This is a genomic window from Pseudomonas sp. MOIL14HWK12:I2, assembly GCF_000510745.1.
GTDB classification, from domain to species: Bacteria; Pseudomonadota; Gammaproteobacteria; order Pseudomonadales; family Pseudomonadaceae; genus Chryseomonas; species Chryseomonas oryzihabitans.
Genome location: NZ_AZOA01000009.1, coordinates 45,134 through 60,615 on the forward strand (window position 1 = coordinate 45,134; position 15,482 = coordinate 60,615).

Annotated in this window: 13 protein-coding genes; 12 read left to right on the plus strand and 1 reads right to left on the minus strand. The window is 59.8% G+C overall.

Annotated elements, in window-relative coordinates; genetic code table 11:
• The first annotated feature begins 16 nt into the window (after positions 1-16).
• Together PSK12I2_RS0107290 and PSK12I2_RS23805 are read left to right on the plus strand one after the other, a co-directional pair.
• Positions 17-1,225 carry a lactonase family protein gene (locus tag PSK12I2_RS0107290; RefSeq protein ID WP_256203956.1) on the plus strand — a complete coding sequence of 403 codons (1,209 nt, stop codon included), beginning with the start codon at positions 17-19 and terminating at the stop codon, positions 1,223-1,225.
• Between the two features lie 61 nt (positions 1,226-1,286).
• Positions 1,287-2,048, plus strand: a complete 762-nt coding sequence (locus PSK12I2_RS23805; RefSeq protein ID WP_037007574.1) for a transporter substrate-binding domain-containing protein — start codon at positions 1,287-1,289, stop codon at positions 2,046-2,048.
• Here PSK12I2_RS23805 and PSK12I2_RS24545 read toward each other — a convergent pair.
• A complete protein-coding gene (locus tag PSK12I2_RS24545) occupies positions 2,032-2,955 on the minus strand; it encodes an alpha/beta hydrolase (RefSeq protein ID WP_084222069.1) in 924 nt (307 codons plus the stop codon). The genes PSK12I2_RS23805 and PSK12I2_RS24545 overlap by 17 nt on opposite strands.
• A 423-nt stretch (positions 2,956-3,378) precedes the next feature.
• Between PSK12I2_RS24545 and PSK12I2_RS0107300 the strand changes: the two genes are divergently transcribed.
• The 10 genes from PSK12I2_RS0107300 (at position 3,379) to PSK12I2_RS0107350 (ending at position 15,479) form a co-directional block, all read left to right on the plus strand.
• Entirely contained in the window at positions 3,379-3,822 is a 444-nt protein-coding gene (locus PSK12I2_RS0107300) for a hypothetical protein (RefSeq protein WP_027597871.1), read from the plus strand.
• A complete protein-coding gene (imuA, locus tag PSK12I2_RS0107305; RefSeq protein ID WP_027597872.1) occupies positions 3,815-4,447 on the plus strand; it encodes a translesion DNA synthesis-associated protein ImuA in 633 nt (210 codons plus the stop codon). The genes PSK12I2_RS0107300 and imuA overlap by 8 nt, the downstream gene beginning before the upstream one ends.
• A gap of 12 nt (positions 4,448-4,459) precedes the next feature.
• Complete coding sequence (locus tag PSK12I2_RS0107310) at positions 4,460-5,875, plus strand: DNA polymerase Y family protein (protein ID WP_027597873.1); 1,416 nt, start codon at positions 4,460-4,462, stop codon at positions 5,873-5,875.
• The gene (locus tag PSK12I2_RS0107315) at positions 5,872-8,946 is read left to right on the plus strand and encodes an error-prone DNA polymerase (RefSeq protein WP_027597874.1); all 3,075 of its coding nucleotides are present in this window, start codon (positions 5,872-5,874) and stop codon (positions 8,944-8,946) included. Before PSK12I2_RS0107310 ends, PSK12I2_RS0107315 begins: the two co-directional genes overlap by 4 nt.
• Before the next feature lie 194 nt (positions 8,947-9,140).
• A complete protein-coding gene (locus PSK12I2_RS0107320) occupies positions 9,141-10,298 on the plus strand; it encodes an ATP-binding protein (RefSeq protein ID WP_027597875.1) in 1,158 nt (385 codons plus the stop codon).
• Between the two features lies 1 nt (position 10,299).
• Complete coding sequence (locus PSK12I2_RS0107325) at positions 10,300-12,522, plus strand: hypothetical protein (protein WP_027597876.1); 2,223 nt, start codon at positions 10,300-10,302, stop codon at positions 12,520-12,522.
• A 427-nt stretch (positions 12,523-12,949) separates the two neighbouring features.
• A complete protein-coding gene (locus PSK12I2_RS0107335) occupies positions 12,950-13,654 on the plus strand; it encodes a hypothetical protein (protein WP_027597877.1) in 705 nt (234 codons plus the stop codon).
• Positions 13,655-13,666: 12 nt separating this feature from the next.
• On the plus strand, positions 13,667-14,419 hold the full coding sequence (locus tag PSK12I2_RS0107340) for a TIGR03759 family integrating conjugative element protein (RefSeq protein WP_051398693.1): 753 nt from the start codon (positions 13,667-13,669) through the stop codon (positions 14,417-14,419).
• Positions 14,416-14,982 carry a transglycosylase SLT domain-containing protein gene (locus tag PSK12I2_RS0107345; RefSeq protein ID WP_156930125.1) on the plus strand — a complete coding sequence of 189 codons (567 nt, stop codon included), beginning with the start codon at positions 14,416-14,418 and terminating at the stop codon, positions 14,980-14,982. The genes PSK12I2_RS0107340 and PSK12I2_RS0107345 overlap by 4 nt, the downstream gene beginning before the upstream one ends.
• Positions 14,979-15,479 (plus strand): integrating conjugative element protein, encoded by a 501-nt coding sequence (locus PSK12I2_RS0107350; protein ID WP_027597880.1) that lies wholly within the window; start codon positions 14,979-14,981, stop codon positions 15,477-15,479. The genes PSK12I2_RS0107345 and PSK12I2_RS0107350 overlap by 4 nt, the downstream gene beginning before the upstream one ends.
• Positions 15,480-15,482: the final 3 nt, after the last annotated feature.

Here is a 15,482-nt window from a genome sequence, read left to right on the forward strand (position 1 = left end):
GATGAGTGCCTAAAGCATGTCCCAGACGCCTTTCAATCGTCGTCATTTCATTCGCCTGGCCAGCGCTGCAGCCGTCCTGTCCACAACTAGTCTGGCTTCCAGCCGCCTGCTCGCCGCCACCACACCGAGCGCTTCTTCTATGACAACCACTGCGCAAGCCGCCAACTTTGTCTACGTCGGATCGCGCACCACGCGTGAGCGAAACGCGCGCGGAGCTGGCATCACGGTCTACCAATACGATGCCGAGACGGGTCAGGCGAAGTTAATTCAAACGGTCGAGGACGTGGTTAACCCGTCTTTCCTGTGCTTTGACCGCGAACAGAAATTCCTCTTCTGTGTGCACGGCGATCAGCAGGAAGTCAGCGCCCTTGCGATCGATGGCAAGACAGGCCAATTGTCGAAGATCAACACCGTCAGCTGTGAAGGTCGCAATCCGGTACATCTGTCGGTGGATCCAATCAATCGCTTTCTCGCCATAGCCAACTACGCCACTGGCGCCATCGCACTGATTCCATTTGGCGCGGACGGTAAGCTCGCTGCAGTAGCGGACTTGCAGAAACTTCCTGGCGAGCCAGGGCCGCACCGGATCGAGCAGGCGAGCTCGCATCCCCACATGATTCCTTTCGACCCTTTGGGCCGTCATGTCGTAGTGCCGGACAAGGGCTTGGATGCGGTGTTCGTCTACCGGGTCGAAACCACCACGGACGAACCAAGCCTCGTCCAGACGAGCGTCGTGAAAACCCGGGAGTCAGCTGGGCCAAGGCACGTAGTGTTCGCACCTAAGGGACGCCCCTTCGCGTATCTAGTCAACGAGCTCGACAGCACCGTCACGGCCTATCGCTACGATGGCGAAGCTGGATCACTGGTGGCCATACAGGTACTCCCCACCCTCCCCGATGACTTCACCGGATCCAGTCGTGCAGCAGCCATTGTCATGGCGCCTAATGGTGAAACTCTCTACGTCTCCAACCGGGGACACGACTCGATCGCGATTTTCTCACTGGATTCGAAATCTGGTTGGCTCCAGGCCGTTGGATACCAGGCGAGCGGCGGGCGTAAACCACGCTTCATGACGATATCGCCGGATGGTCGTTTCGTATTCGCGGCTAACGAAGACAGCGACAACATCCAACGGCTTAGCGTGATACCTGAGGGGCGTCTGGACACCCCAAAAATCGCGATCAATACGGGCAGCCCGGTGTGCATGATTTTTAAAACCGCCTAGTCACCTGCCGACCCTCACGCGCGCCATACGGTGAGACGTCAGATAATCAAGGAGTACTGATGTGCATGATCTAGCACAGGTAAAGAGCGAATTGGCTCCTACTGGGGTCTTGAGGGTGGCCATCAACTTCGGCAATCCAGTCCTTGCGCAACCGGGGCCCCAAGGCGCGCCTAAGGGCATATCTGTTGCCCTTGCCGAATGCCTGGCACAAGAAGTCAATCTCGACGTCGAGTTCATTACGTTTGATGCCGCAGGCAAGGTGTTTGGTGCCTTAGGAAAAGACGTTTGGGACATTGCTTTCCTAGCTATCGAGCCGGTGCGCGAGGCCCAACTTCATTTCAGTACTCCCTACGTCATCATCGAGGGCACCTACCTTGTGGCGAGCGGCTCCCGCTATCAGACGGCTGCAGATCTCGATCATGCGGAGGCTGTTATCGCCGTTGGCCGAGGGGCGGCGTACGACCTCTTTCTGAGTAGAACTCTCACCGCGGCACGGCTTGAGCGGGCTGACACCTCTGTAGCTGCTGTCGAGCTTTTTTGCGAGCAACGCCTTGATGCGGCTGCTGGAGTACGTCAGCCTCTTGATGCATTCGCGAAGGCCAATGCAGGTCTGCGGGTACTGAAGGATTCATTCACTTCGATTCAGCAGGCCATCGCGGTGCCACGCGGTAGAACGCTGGCGGCTGCCTATATCCAGGATTTTGTTGAGCGGCAGTTGAAAAATAACTTTGTCACGAAAGCGCTGTTACAGAGCGGCCAGGCTGACCTAAGCGCTAAGCGGAAGCCCGGCGTTATGAAGACCACCTCTAAAAAGCGCCTCTAAACCATTCGGTAATCAGGTCAACTACTGAAGGTTGAAACCAGTATATATCGCCGTGACCGGCACCTTCGAGCAGGTAAAAATCGGCGCGATTTCCGCGTGCGACCAGTTCAGCGTGAAGCCGCTCCGACTGCATGGGTGATACGAGCTTGTCTGCTGTACCATGCATAATAAGGAATGGAGGCTTTTTTCCTTCCAAGTAACCCACTGGGCTGCATGAAATAGCCAACTCGGGATCATCCTGGATGCTTTTTCCAACATGATTACCAACCGTAAAGCCGTGTAAAAGTAGCGCCTCGGGCGAAGCTGGAGAAGCTTGTGTCACATGAGCGCGCTCGGTACCTGCAACATCTAGCAAAGAGGAAATCCCATATAAACTAGCTACCGCCTGCACAGCAGACGATTGATCAGGACAGGGTCCCTTATCAAATTTAGACTCATCGTTTGTCAGGCCAAGCATTTGGACAAGATATCCACCTGCAGAATTTCCCAAAGCGCCAATTCGAGCGGGATCGATGCCAAACTCTTGCGCGTGAGCGCGTAGATACCTAACGGCGGTCTTGGCGTCCTCTATCGGAGCCGGGTAGCGTTCTGGAAGGACGCGATACTGCGCAGCGGCAACCACAAATCCTCTTTGTGCTAAAGCGTATCGCAACTCGATGAACCTATCGTGATGACTGGAAATAAAGCCACCACCAGGAAAAAATATTATTGCAGGTTTGGGTCTGTCATTCCGCGGGATTAGGAGGGACATTTCGAGCTTGCGCACTGACCGAACATCCGTAACTTGAGAGTATACGACCCCTGAAAGATGATCGATTTGATCGCGAAGTGGTAGCTGGGCCAGCGGTATGATACGCGCACCAGATACCGATACCTTATGATTCATTTTCGCCTTATCATCAGACATATTTAATAACCATCTGCAGAATTAGTAACTATCATACAAGACTATCGTTGAAATTTATACATAAGAGACTACCAGACGCAACTCTCATAGGGCTTGTTTCTTGGGGACATCCTAAATACACACTCCGTTGCCCGAACGGTGGGTCGTTCAATCCTTATTTACTTAAATGGTGCAAGGTTTGCTGGGCGGAGAGTAGCCTACCTCCTTGCGCTATCAGCACTTGCCGCTTCGCCTCTACCGTTCGTCGGTGTCAAGCTTGCTGGGAACCCCTCCGCTGATTACTGTCTATCCATACAGTATCTTAAAAGGAGGTTTATCTCATGTCCATTTCGCGCCCCATCCCTCGCCCCTGCCACGGTTGTCCCAGTCGTTCTGTCGAGTATCAGAAGGTCATGGCTTTAGGGACTGAGCAGGTGGGCCGCCATGGACATGCTTGGTGATGAGCAGGACAGCTTCGAACAGCAGCAGTCCCTCTTCCGTCCTACGGAGCTGATGTACTGCCGCAACCTCGTTGATCTGCTGACTGAAGAACTAGACCAGGTGCGTCAGTGCTTGGGGCAAGCCCAGCGCGCCAATCGTATTTTGGTTGCTGAGCGGGATGTCCTGACGGCGGAGGTACAGCGCCACCGACTGCGCTACATCCAGTTCGTCCAGGAAGAGAACCAGCGCCACGTACCCCGCGGTGACCGACTCATTCCGGACGACCGCGACGATCCCCTCTCACGCGCTCAGCGCCATATCCTGCGGCTGGAGTCGATGAACTCCGTCCTGCACGCTGACCTCTTCAAGGTACGCGCGCAGCTGCAGGTGCTGCTCACCGAGCGCGGCAGCACGCCGTCGGCGGCGACGGGGGTGCAGCATGGATAACGCGGCCACCAATGTCGTAGCGCTCGACTCCCTGCTCGATAGTCGCCGCGTATGGCGCGGGCAGAGTCCTCATGTCGACGACGCCAGCACCCAGCCAACCGGGCACTCGGCGCTCGACGCCCAGCTACCCCTCGGCGGTTGGCCTTATGCAGCGCTCACCGAAATATTGAGCGCCCGACCGGGCCTGGGTGAGCTGATGCTCGTATGGCCAACGCTGGCGCGCCTCACCGCCGCCGGCGAACGAGTGGTGCTGATTGCCCCTCCCTACTTGCTCTATCCGCACGCCTGGCTACAGGCCGGCGTCGATCTTGGCCGGCTGAGCATCATCCAGGTGCAGGGCAAAGACGTGCTGTGGGCGGCAGAGCAGTGCCTGCGGTCCGGTAGCTGTGGTGCGGTGCTCTGCTGGCCAAGCCGTGCGGACGATCGCGCGCTGCGCCGGCTGCAGGTGGCTGCAGAGACCGGGCAAACCCTGGCCTTTGCGTTCCGCCACCAGCGCGAGGCGGTCAACGCGTCACCTGCAGCGCTACGCCTGGTCCTCGAGGGTTCACCTCAGCAATTGCGGGTGCTCAAGTGCCGCGGCGGCAACCCACCGGCAACGGCGCTTGCGCATCGGGTCTGGCATTGAGGGACGACTGCCATGAAATGGGCCTGCATCTTTTTCCCGCAATTCGCGCTGGACGGTGTACTGCGCAACTGTCCTGATCCTGATGAGCCGCTGGTACTGCTTCACGGGCCTATCCAGCGAAGGATCATCAAGGCGGCGAACCCGGCGGCGTTGGCGCTTGGGCTCCGACCGGAGATGACCTACACCGCCGCCCAAGCGATCTGCCCGCAGTTTGCGACGGTGGAGTACGACGAGGCGGCGCTAAGGCGCCAGCACGAGCTCCTCGCCGCCTGGGCCTATGGGTTCAGCTCCCAGGTGAGCCTGCACTTCGCCGACGCCCTGGTGCTCGAGGTGCAGTCGAGCCTGCCGCTATTCGGCCCGTGGCCCCGATTCGAGGCACGCCTGCGCCAAGAGCTTACGGCGCTCGGCTTCGGCCATCGGATCACCCTGGCGCCCAACCCGGTCGCCGCCCGGGTGTTGGCCAACGCCGGCGACAGCCTGGCGGTTCGGGACGATGCCGGCCTGGCCAGCGCGATGCGGACGCTGCCGGTGGCGCTCTTGGGTTTCGAGCCTGAGATCATCCATGCCCTGAGCCGGATGGGGCTAGGTCAGCTCAGCCAGGTGCTGGCGCTGCCCCGGGCGCAACTCGCCCGGCGCTTTCCGCTGAGTTTGCTTAACCACCTCGATCACATGCTGGGCAGCAAGGTGCTGCCCTTGGAGTTCTTCCTGCCACCGACCACCTTCAGGCTACGGATCGAGCTCAACTTCGAAGTCGAGTCGACGCAGGCCCTGCTGTTCCCGCTGCGCCGGCTGACATCAGACCTGGCCACCTATCTCGCCGGCCGGGACATTGGCGCCCAGCGCTTCACCCTGCGCCTGGAGCATCGTGAGGCGCCGACAACCGAGATCGTCGTGGGTCTGCTTGCACCCGAGCGGGACCCAGCGCTGCTGTTTGAATTTGCCCGGGGCCGGCTGGAGCCTACCCAAGTGGTAGAGCCAGTCCTCGCTATCGGCCTGGTTGCCGACGAGCTGCCCTCCTTCGTCCCTCAGCACCGCGGCCTCTTCGATGAGCGTCCGCAACAGACGGTGAGTTGGGAGCAGCTGCGCGAACGGCTGCGCTCACGCCTGGGCGACGACGCGGTCTATGCGGTGGGCGCCCAGGGCGATCACCGGCCGGAGCGGGCCTGGCGGCGCGATACGCCTTCGCTGGCACTCCAGGCCTTAGGACCGAATCGGCGGCCTGGCTGGCTGCTGCCGGTGCCGGAGCCCCTGGATGTCGATCAGTCACGGGTCCTAAGCGGGCCTGAGCGGATCGAGAGCGGGTGGTGGGACGGTGAGGATGCCCGTCGAGACTATTACGTCCTCGAACTCGCCGACGGTCGAACGGCCTGGGCCTTCCAGTCACCGGTCGAAAGGTCCGGCTGGTGGGTGCAGGGGTGGTTCGCGTGACACCCGGCTATGCGGAGCTGCACTGCCTGTCGAACTTCAGCTTCCAGCGCGGTGCCTCCAGCGTCGATCAGCTGTTCGAGCGGGCCAAGGCCATGGGCTATGAGGCGCTGGCCATCACTGACGAGTGCACTCTCGCCGGCATCGTGCGGGCCTGGCAGGCATCGGAGAAGCATGGCGTCCGACTGATCGTCGGCGCGGAGTTCCAGGTCGCCCAAGGCCCCAAGCTCGTGCTGCTGGTGGAAGACCTGCAGGGCTACCACCAGCTGTGCCGGCTGATCACCCTTGCCCGCCGGCGTGCGGACAAAGGCAGCTACCGGCTGCTCCGCGAGGATCTCGCCCAGGTCTCTGGCCTCGTCGCGCTCTGGGTACCGGAGCGGCACGCAGAGGCGGATTCGGTGCGCTGGTTGCTGCAGGTGTTCCCGGGCCGACTGTGGATCGCTGCCGAACTCCACTTCGACCAGGACGACCAGGTGCGGCTGCAGCAGCTGCAGGGGCTGGGTGCGGCCCTGTCGCTGCCGCTGGTGGCCGCTGGCGACGTACACATGCACTGCCGCGGGCGCCGGGCCCTGCAGGACACCATCACCGCGATCCGCCATCACGTCCCCGTGGCCGAGGCCGGTCAGCTGCTTTTCCCGAATGGGGAGCGTCACCTGCGGACCCGTGAAGCATTAGGGCGCTGCTACCCGCCAGAGCTGCTAGAGGAGACCCTGCGCATTGCCGAACGCTGCACCTTCAGCCTAGCGGAGCTGCGCTACCAATACCCGAGCGAGGTGGTGCCGGAGGGCCACACGGCCACCAGCTGGCTGCGAGTGCTGACCGAAGAGGGCTGCGCCTGGCGCTGGCCCAAAGGCCTGTCTGATCGGCTGCGCGTTCAGATCGAGAAGGAGCTGCAGCTGATCGCCGACAAAGCCTATGAGAGCTACTTCCTGACGGTGCACGACATTGTCCGCTTCGCAAGGCAGCAGGGGATCCTCTGCCAGGGGCGCGGCTCGGCCGCCAACTCGGCCGTCTGTTTCGCCCTGGGTATCACCGAGCTGGATCCGACCCGGATCAACCTGCTGTTCGAGCGCTTCATCAGCCATGAGCGGGACGAGCCGCCGGACATCGACGTCGACTTCGAGCATGACCGCCGTGAAGAGGTCATCCAGTACATCTTCCGCCGCTACGGCCGGCAGCGTGCTGCGCTCACCGCGGTGGTATCCACCTACCACGCCGCGGGCGCCGTCCGGGACGTGGCCAAGGCCCTGGGCCTACCCCCAGATCAGATCACCGCGCTGGCGGACTGCTGTGGTCGTTGGACCGACAACCTGCCGCCGCCGGAGCGTCTGCGTGAATCGGGCTTCGACCCTGATAGCCCTCTGCTCCACCGTATCCTGGTGCTCACCGGCGAGCTGATCGGTTTCCCGCGGCATCTCTCCCAGCACCCGGGCGGTTTCGTCATCGCCGACCAAACGCTGGATACCCTGGTACCGGTCGAGAACGCGGCCATGGAAGGACGCACCGTCATCCAGTGGGACAAGGATGACCTCGATGCCATGGGTCTGCTCAAGGTCGACATCCTCGCCCTGGGCATGCTCAGCGCCCTGCGCCGTTGTTTCGACCTGGTCAAAGGCTACCGAGGCAAAGAGCTAACCCTGGCGAACGTGCCCCAGGAGGACAAACCGACCTACGCCATGATCAGCCGCGCCGATACGCTCGGGGTGTTCCAGATCGAGTCACGCGCCCAGATGGCCATGCTGCCGCGGCTGAAGCCACAGACCTTTTACGACCTGGTGATCGAGGTGGCCATCGTACGCCCGGGCCCCATCCAGGGTGGCATGGTCCACCCGTACCTGCGCCGGCGGACCGGTCAGGAGGAGATCAGCTACCCACCGAAACTCGAGCGCGTCTTCGGCCGAACGCTGGGTGTCCCATTGTTCCAGGAGCAGGTGATGGAGCTCGCCATCCTTGCCGCCGACTACACCCCGGGCGAAGCCGATCAGCTGCGCCGCAGCATGGCGGCCTGGAAGCGACACGGAGGCCTTGAGCCGCACCGGGAGCGGCTCACCTCGCGCATGCTCGCCAACGGCTATACCGCGGAATACGCCGCGGATATCTTCCGGCAGATCGAGGGGTTCGGCAGCTACGGCTTTCCCGAGTCCCACGCGGCCAGCTTCGCCCTACTGACCTATGCAAGCTGCTGGCTCAAATGCCACGAGCCGGCCGCCTTCGCCGCGGCGCTGATCAATTCCTACCCCATGGGCTTCTACAGCCCCGACCAGATCCTGCAGGACGCCCGGCGCCACCGGTTGCAGACCCTGCCGGTGGACGTGACCTGCAGCGACTGGGATTGCAGCCTTGAGCCGGTCGCTGATAGCTCGCAGCCGGCAATCAGGATGGGGCTGCGGATGGTACGCGGCCTAGCCGAGAAAGCCGGGCGAGCGGTTGAGCAGGTGCGTCGGCAGCGACCATTCTGCGATGTCACCGACCTGTGCCTGCGCGCGGGCCTCGATGCCAAGGCCCGGGAGTGCCTGGCGGATGCGGGAGCCTTGAAGGGGCTGGCCGGGCACCGGTTCCAGGCGCGCTGGGCAATGGCCGCGATCGAGCCGCAGCTGCCCCTCTTTGCCGAGGGCGCGGTGGTTGACGAGGAGATCCAGGAGCTGGTCGCTCCGACCGTGGGTGAGGACCTCCACTCGGACTATGCCTCGTTGGGTACTACCCTGGGGCCGCACCCACTCACCCTGCTGCGTCCAGAGCTCTCGGCCCGCCGGCTGATGAGTTCCAAGGACCTGAAGGATCGGCGCCATGGCCAATCGGCCCGGGTCGCCGGCCTAGTCGTCGGTCGGCAGCGGCCCGGTACCGCCAGTGGCGTGACCTTCGTGACGCTCGAGGACGAGTATGGGATGGTGAACGTAGTTGTGTGGCGCACCCTGGCGGAGCGCCAACGGCGGGAGCTGATGGCATCGCAGCTGATGCGTGTAGATGGGACCGTAGAGACACGAGATGGTGTACTGCACGTGGTGGCCGGTCGTCTGGAGGACATCAGCGGGTTGCTTCAGGGGCTCGATACACGCAGTCGAGATTTTCATTAACTGCAACGCTACAGGTCGTTAAAGATTGAGCCCGAGCAGCATGAGCTGTCAGTAACCTCCGGCATCCGCCGTCAGGTCAACTCTGATCGAGCCCAAACCGCCTATCGTCTCCATGGCGGTAGGCGATATGATTTGACCGGGTGTGTCTAAAGAACTGGCTTAGCACTCGGGGCGATGGACTGTTGGAGGTGCTGATGAAAATTGCCAAAAATCTGAACACATACCAAATCGAAGATTTATACCCGCTTTGCCAAGGGGATGCATCTTTGCGCCTCCCCAAAACCATGAGTCACGGTGGCCTATTTGGAGTCGATGCGGCGCTTGCACAATTGGTTATCAGTTGGGCTCGCGCACATGAGCAAAGCGTCCTACACCTGTATGCGGGCACAGAAAATGCTCTAGATCGTATTCTACAACTCGGCCAGACCGCAGCGGGTTTAGCGGCTCTGATCATGTCTTCTCGCATTAATACCGAGGCGCATGAAACGATAGAAAAGCGTGCTGCGCTCACTGTGATCAGACCTTTGATCGAAGCAATGTATGAAGGCGATCTTCGTAATACCTCAAGCGAGCGAGGGGCGCGCCCTAACACGATTAACCTCTTCAGTATCAACTTCGCGAAGATGGAGTTCATCAAGCCCTTCTATTACGGAGGAATCAGTCCTCAGATCCACTCCCACTCGTCGTTTGCAAACCTGTTGGAAATGTCATCCGCACTGATGCATAGTAAGCAGGACAAGAAATCACTTCTTAGAGGCGGGTTGCCTGCCTTAGGCAGCGTGCTTGCCGAATTGATTGCCAATGCAGATCAGCACTCTCTCACAGATGTACACGGGGTGAAGTACAAAAAAGGTCTTAGAGGAACTTCAGTGAAGTCCGGGAAGATCAAGAAGGAGGACATCCACCTAATTTCGGACAGAGAGCCGCAGTTCGCCCTATTTGTGATGCGAAACATGCTAAAAGACGCGGAATATCTCGAATTTGTTGAGATCTCAGTCATCGACAGTGGTCCCGGCCTAGCACGACGCTGGCTCTCAACTAAACAAGAGGCTCCCGTTGAATCTCTTAACGATCTCCCATTAGCAACGGAGCTTGAGGCCACCCTGGAATGCTTCAAAAAACATGTCACTACGAAAGACTCAGCGACCTCTGGCATGGGCCTGTATAACGCAGTTCAGGCGCTCAACAAGTTGAAGGCCTACGTACGTCTGCGCACTGGAAGAGTTTGCTTGTATCAGGCATTCCAAGGCCAAGACCAAGTAGTAGAGTTTAATCCCAAAAATTGGAGCGGTGACCGCGAGCTGGTGGCAGCCGAAGGCACTGTATTCACCATCTGCATTCCGGTGAACTAAGATGCCTGAGTTGTTCGACTTTGAAGTAACACTGACTCCTAGCCCCAATGCAGAACCTGCGCAAGTGGTGGTTTTCTTCAACGGGCCAGAGCGAATCACGGATGCTCACATCGTCGAAGCCTTACAAAACCGGCTAAACGACTATATCCTGCCAGATCATGTCACCTTTTTAGTACCTGATTGTCATCGCGCATGGATCAAGGATCAATGTGCTGACAAGTCGTCACCTATTGCAATTGCTCTGGAAAGACGCGCCAACAGCGGAACCCCCTCTTATGGATTCACTTTTTTCAACGAGCACGGAGAAATCTCGAAATATGTAAAAGTCGCCGGCGCCGAAAAAGGTATCGGCAAGCTCATCACCCGAGCCACCGACAATTTTGTCAAGGCTGGAATGCGGAACCTTGTCAAATGCACATCAGTGCTAACCAAAGCGCCTCCTGGCTTTTTGTTCTCAAAACCCTCCTCTCGCGCATCCAACTATTTCATTCGCGCCGAGAACCTTCTTACCAAAACTTTGCACTCGCATTTCTTGGCATTCTGCTGCCTAAAATTAATTAAAAATGCCTCCAGCGACGGAATGAGTACGCCAGAGACAATTTATCTAGACACCATAGCGTTTCTGCCGGTGGCGCTCTCAATCCAACTGTTCCAAACGAAGTTTGGCAACCAAACGATCGCCAACATCAAGTCGTTTCATTCACACGACGGATTGGGCGATGGCAGCCTGGCCGATGCAGCGGCATCACTATGTCTAATATCAGCCTCGACCAACTGTGGACTCGCCAACGAGTGGGTTAAGGTCAACGGCGCTCCCTCCACTCGAGTAGTGACCTTCCTGTCTTTCGTAAGCAACTCCGACTCATGCACAGTGCTTCATACCATCGACAAACCAGAGGATTTTGAATCTGTAGCCGAAAGTGACTCAACCGAAGGTCGTAAGCTCATTCGTATCCACGGTGAACGATTTGTTGCCCAGCATACCGAAACTCGTGTGCTCAATATTGGCATGGGTCACCTGCCAGAAGGTCTTCAGACCAAATTTTTTTCATTTATGGGAAAAGGCTTATTCAGGTGTTTCAGCCGAATCCCCCAAAGAGAACGCTACAGAACCGTGCAGGTAGACAAGGACAAGCTTGTGCATACTGTGGAATTCAAAAAGTGGTTCGAAAAAATGCTCATGGAGGAGTCTCCTGCCTCAACATCGCTCATCATCCATGACGATGATAGTGCCAGTCAGAAGATGGCTCTGGATGCCTTGGCATTCCTTAATGAAAGGGGCCTTCGCTGTAAAGTGGTATGCGCTTCAGCCTTCGACCCTAATGCCAAATTTAATGGGTCAGTGATTATCGTTGCCGCTGCAGCAGAGCGGGGCACCCTGCTCCTGAGCATTAGTCGCCGCCTCAGGTCTGCCCAAGAGACTGGCACTCGCATATACCTTGTAGGTGCCCTTTTGGGCCGCTCGCATGAGCTGATGGATGAGCTTGCGTCTAACCTCACGCAGCCGCCAAAAGGGAGTCGTAAGTATGTCTTCAAATCCTTTATCGAGATTCCAGCCGCTAGCCTCGCTTGCAACAATCACTGGCATCAGGAACAAAAGATGCTCAACCGGTTGCTTTCATTTGGAGAAGAAGGCGTATCTGACGTTGTAAAAGCGCGTATCAAAGCCTTTGATGACGCTACTACTGACGGCCTTTCTGAAGATGCATTCTGGCCGAGCAGCTACCAACCGGGTCAAATGAAGCTTACAAAAGGCTTCGCGTTCGTCAGCGGAGATAACGATGTCACCGTGGCCGCATGTACGGATATTTTCCTGACGATTCTTTGGATCCTACAGAACGCCCGGAAAGGCGCCAAAATCGATCAATCGAAGCGATTGGAGTCCGGCGAACTTCAACAGGTACTGCTCTCCCCCGAGATATTCTCTCGATACGACGACGGGATTATTCAAGGGGCTTTCCTGAGAGCTGCGCTTCCTACTGAGCTTGATTACAGCGCCCATGAAACGCACAGCGCGTCTATGGCCGATATCATCTTGCGTGTTGTCCAGGGCCACGGTTTCGAGCGGGGTGATGCTTCAATGGAATTCATCACCGCCTTGGCCATTGGTAAAATTCGCCTCCATAGAGAAGTGGACGAAAGGCTTCGAAATAGCATCAGGCTAGCTTTTCCTGGTCACACCGATGCGATCAAAATTCTCTTTGGAGAAGAGTCGCCATTCTAGGACTGCTGGAGCGTCGGGTGCCCTGATGCTGTGATAAATGCTCAGTTGTGGATCAAATGATCCTAAACACCGAGTTGAGCCTTTACTCATCGACCGACCGTACCGGGACTACACTAAACTGGTACGGTCGCTGCCGGGTGTAACGCTGCATTAGGAACCGTCTAATCCCAGATGCCGTACCCATTCGAGGTGCTAACCTGGCGCTCGAGGTTGATCACCCCACCTTTTTCTAGCCGAATCACAAGCATCTTCGTAGCCCTTTCAGCTAAAGCGAGCATCATACCTGCCTGCTTTCGTCCGCCGGCTAAAGGGCGACCTATGGGCTGTTGAACCCCAAAACCTAACCTCCTGAGACCTAGATAAGGTTTCCTACTGACCCCTTCCCGCGCTTCTGCGACCGTGCACGGCATCCTGTGCGAGGTCCCCTATGAAGCGCCTTTCCCTCTCTCAAACGCTTGCCGCCGTAGGCTTTGCTGCCTTGTCAGGTGCCTGCCTGTATCTCTACGTTGAGCTGTCCCACGTAAATCGTGACCTGAACGCGACGGCAGACCAGAACACGGTCCAGGCCATTACCCAACGTCTGGACAAGATGCAGGACCAGATGGATGGCTTCGCCGGCGGCAAGCCTGTGCAGGACGCCGATTTTCGCGCCAGTCAGCAAGCGCTATCCCAACGGATCGATACCGCCCAGGCGATGCTGGTGGAGATCCAACGTGCCAATCAGACCGCGCTGCAGGGCATGGCCCAATCCGGCGACCTGGTCGTGATCGAGGCCAAGCTGGAAGGCCTGCAAAACGACCTTGGCGAACTGCGGCGAAAAGCGGTGGAACCCTCCAAGGCACCGCCCCCGCTGATCGTTCCCAAGCAGCGCAGTGCTCCGGCAACCGTGCGCAAGCCCGACCCACCGAAGCCGGTCGACACCCCTCCCCCCTTTACCGTCGTGGGCATCGAGTACCGCGGCGGCGAGCGCTTTCTCTCAGTCGCCCCTCCCGGTAGCACCCAGCTCAGCGAGCTCTACCTGGTGCGCCCGGGCGACAACGTCGGCGGTACCCGCTGGCGGCTGGCCAATCTCGACGACCGCCAGGCGCAATTCAGCGTCGACGGCGCGACCCGCACCCTTTCCGTCAAGTAGTAGAGGCAACTCATGCGCCCCCAGTCCCCTCTCTTCCCGGCGAGCCTTGCGATCGCTCTCATCCTGCTCTCGCCATCCGCGCCGGCACTCACCGCAGACCTTGTCGCCCCCCAAGTCTTCTCTAGTGAAACAGGTAGCGCTGAGCGCCCAAGTACGGTCCAACGTAACGACAGTGCCATCGCCCAGGAATGGGGCCTGAGCAGCCAGGAATTCCAGCGCTACCGGACCCTGATGCAGGGCAGTCGTGGCGTCTACTCACCCGGTTTGGATCCGCTCACCGCTCTGGGCATCGAAGCCCAGTCCGATGCCGAGCGGCGCCGATATGCCGAGCTGCAGGTTCGTGCCGAGGCGCAGCGGGTGCAGAAGGAGCTGGCCTATGACCAGGCCTACCGCGACGCCTGGAATCGCCTGTACCCGAACCTACAGCCGGTGCAGGCCGGCGGCCAGGCAGCGCCCCAGGCAAGTCCAGCCGTGCGCGGCAATGGACGGCTCGCCGTGTTCGTGACCGATAGCTGCGCCACCTGCACTGAACGGGTTCAGGCGCTGCAGAGCGCTGGCCAGGCCTTCGACCTCTACCTGATCGGCAGTCAGAACGACGATGCCCGGATCCGCCGCTGGGCCGTGCTCGCCGGCGTCAATCCGGCAAAGGTGCGCGGGCGGCAGATCACGCTCAACCACGACGCTGGCCGCTGGGTCCAGCTGGGCCTGGGCGGCGAGCTGCCGGCCGTTGTCCGCGAGGTGAATGGGCAATGGCTACGGCAATGATCAAGGCGCTCGGCGCCGGCGTGATCCTGCAGGCGCTTGCGATCGGCGCCCAGGGGGCCGAGATACCGCCGCCCGCCTATCAACTGGCGGCCTATCAGGCGGGCATCCCCCCCGAGGTGCTGTACTCGGTGGCTCTGCAGGAGAGTGGTACTCGACTGCGCGGCAGAGGCCCACAGCTGGTCCCCTGGCCCTGGACGCTCAATGTTGCCGGCGCAGGCTATCGCTTCGCCACCCAAGCAGATGCCTGCACGGCCCTTTTGGTAGCGCTGCAAACAGTGGGCCCTAAGCGCGTCGACGCCGGATTGATGCAGATAAATATGGGTTGGAATGGCCATCGCTTCGGCGTAGGCGCACCGCCTTGCTCTGCGCTCGACCCATACAAGAACCTCAAGGTGGGTACCGACATCCTGGCCGAGCTACGCGCCCAGGGCGGCGACTGGATCAATGTCGCCGGCCGCTATCACCGTCCCGCTGGCGGCGCCCCCGCTGCCAAGTACCGCGAGCTCTTCGCCAAACACCTGAGCCGGGTCACCGGCGTGACCTTGCTGGCCTCGAACCCATGAAGCAGACCCTCTCGCTCCTCATCCTGACCGTGACCCTACCGCTGACCACCCAGGCCGCCAGTCTTACCGTGGTCGAAGACCGCGGCGGCGTCTCTGCCCTGCCCTACTACCAGAGCCTGAACCCGGAGCCGGTACAGGCACAGCGGCAAGCACCGCTGCCTCAGCCTGCCCAAGCCCTGGGCTTCCCCGTGCGATCGCAACGGCTTACCCCCGGCACAGTCCAGGGGCGCGCACTGAACGCACCGGGTCTGCAGCCCTTTTTCCTGATCGGCGATGACGACCTGTCTCGCCAGTGGCTGGCTACCCGTGGCGAGACTCTGCAGCGCCTCGGCGCCGCTGGCCTGGCGGTCAATGTGGCCAGCGCCCGGCGCCTGGCCGCGATCCGCAGCTGGGCCTCCGGGCTGGCCATCAGCCCCGTGGTCGGCGATGACCTGGCCGCCCGCCTCGGGCTCAACCACTACCCCGTGCTCATCACCCCCACCGCTCTGGAGCAATAGGAG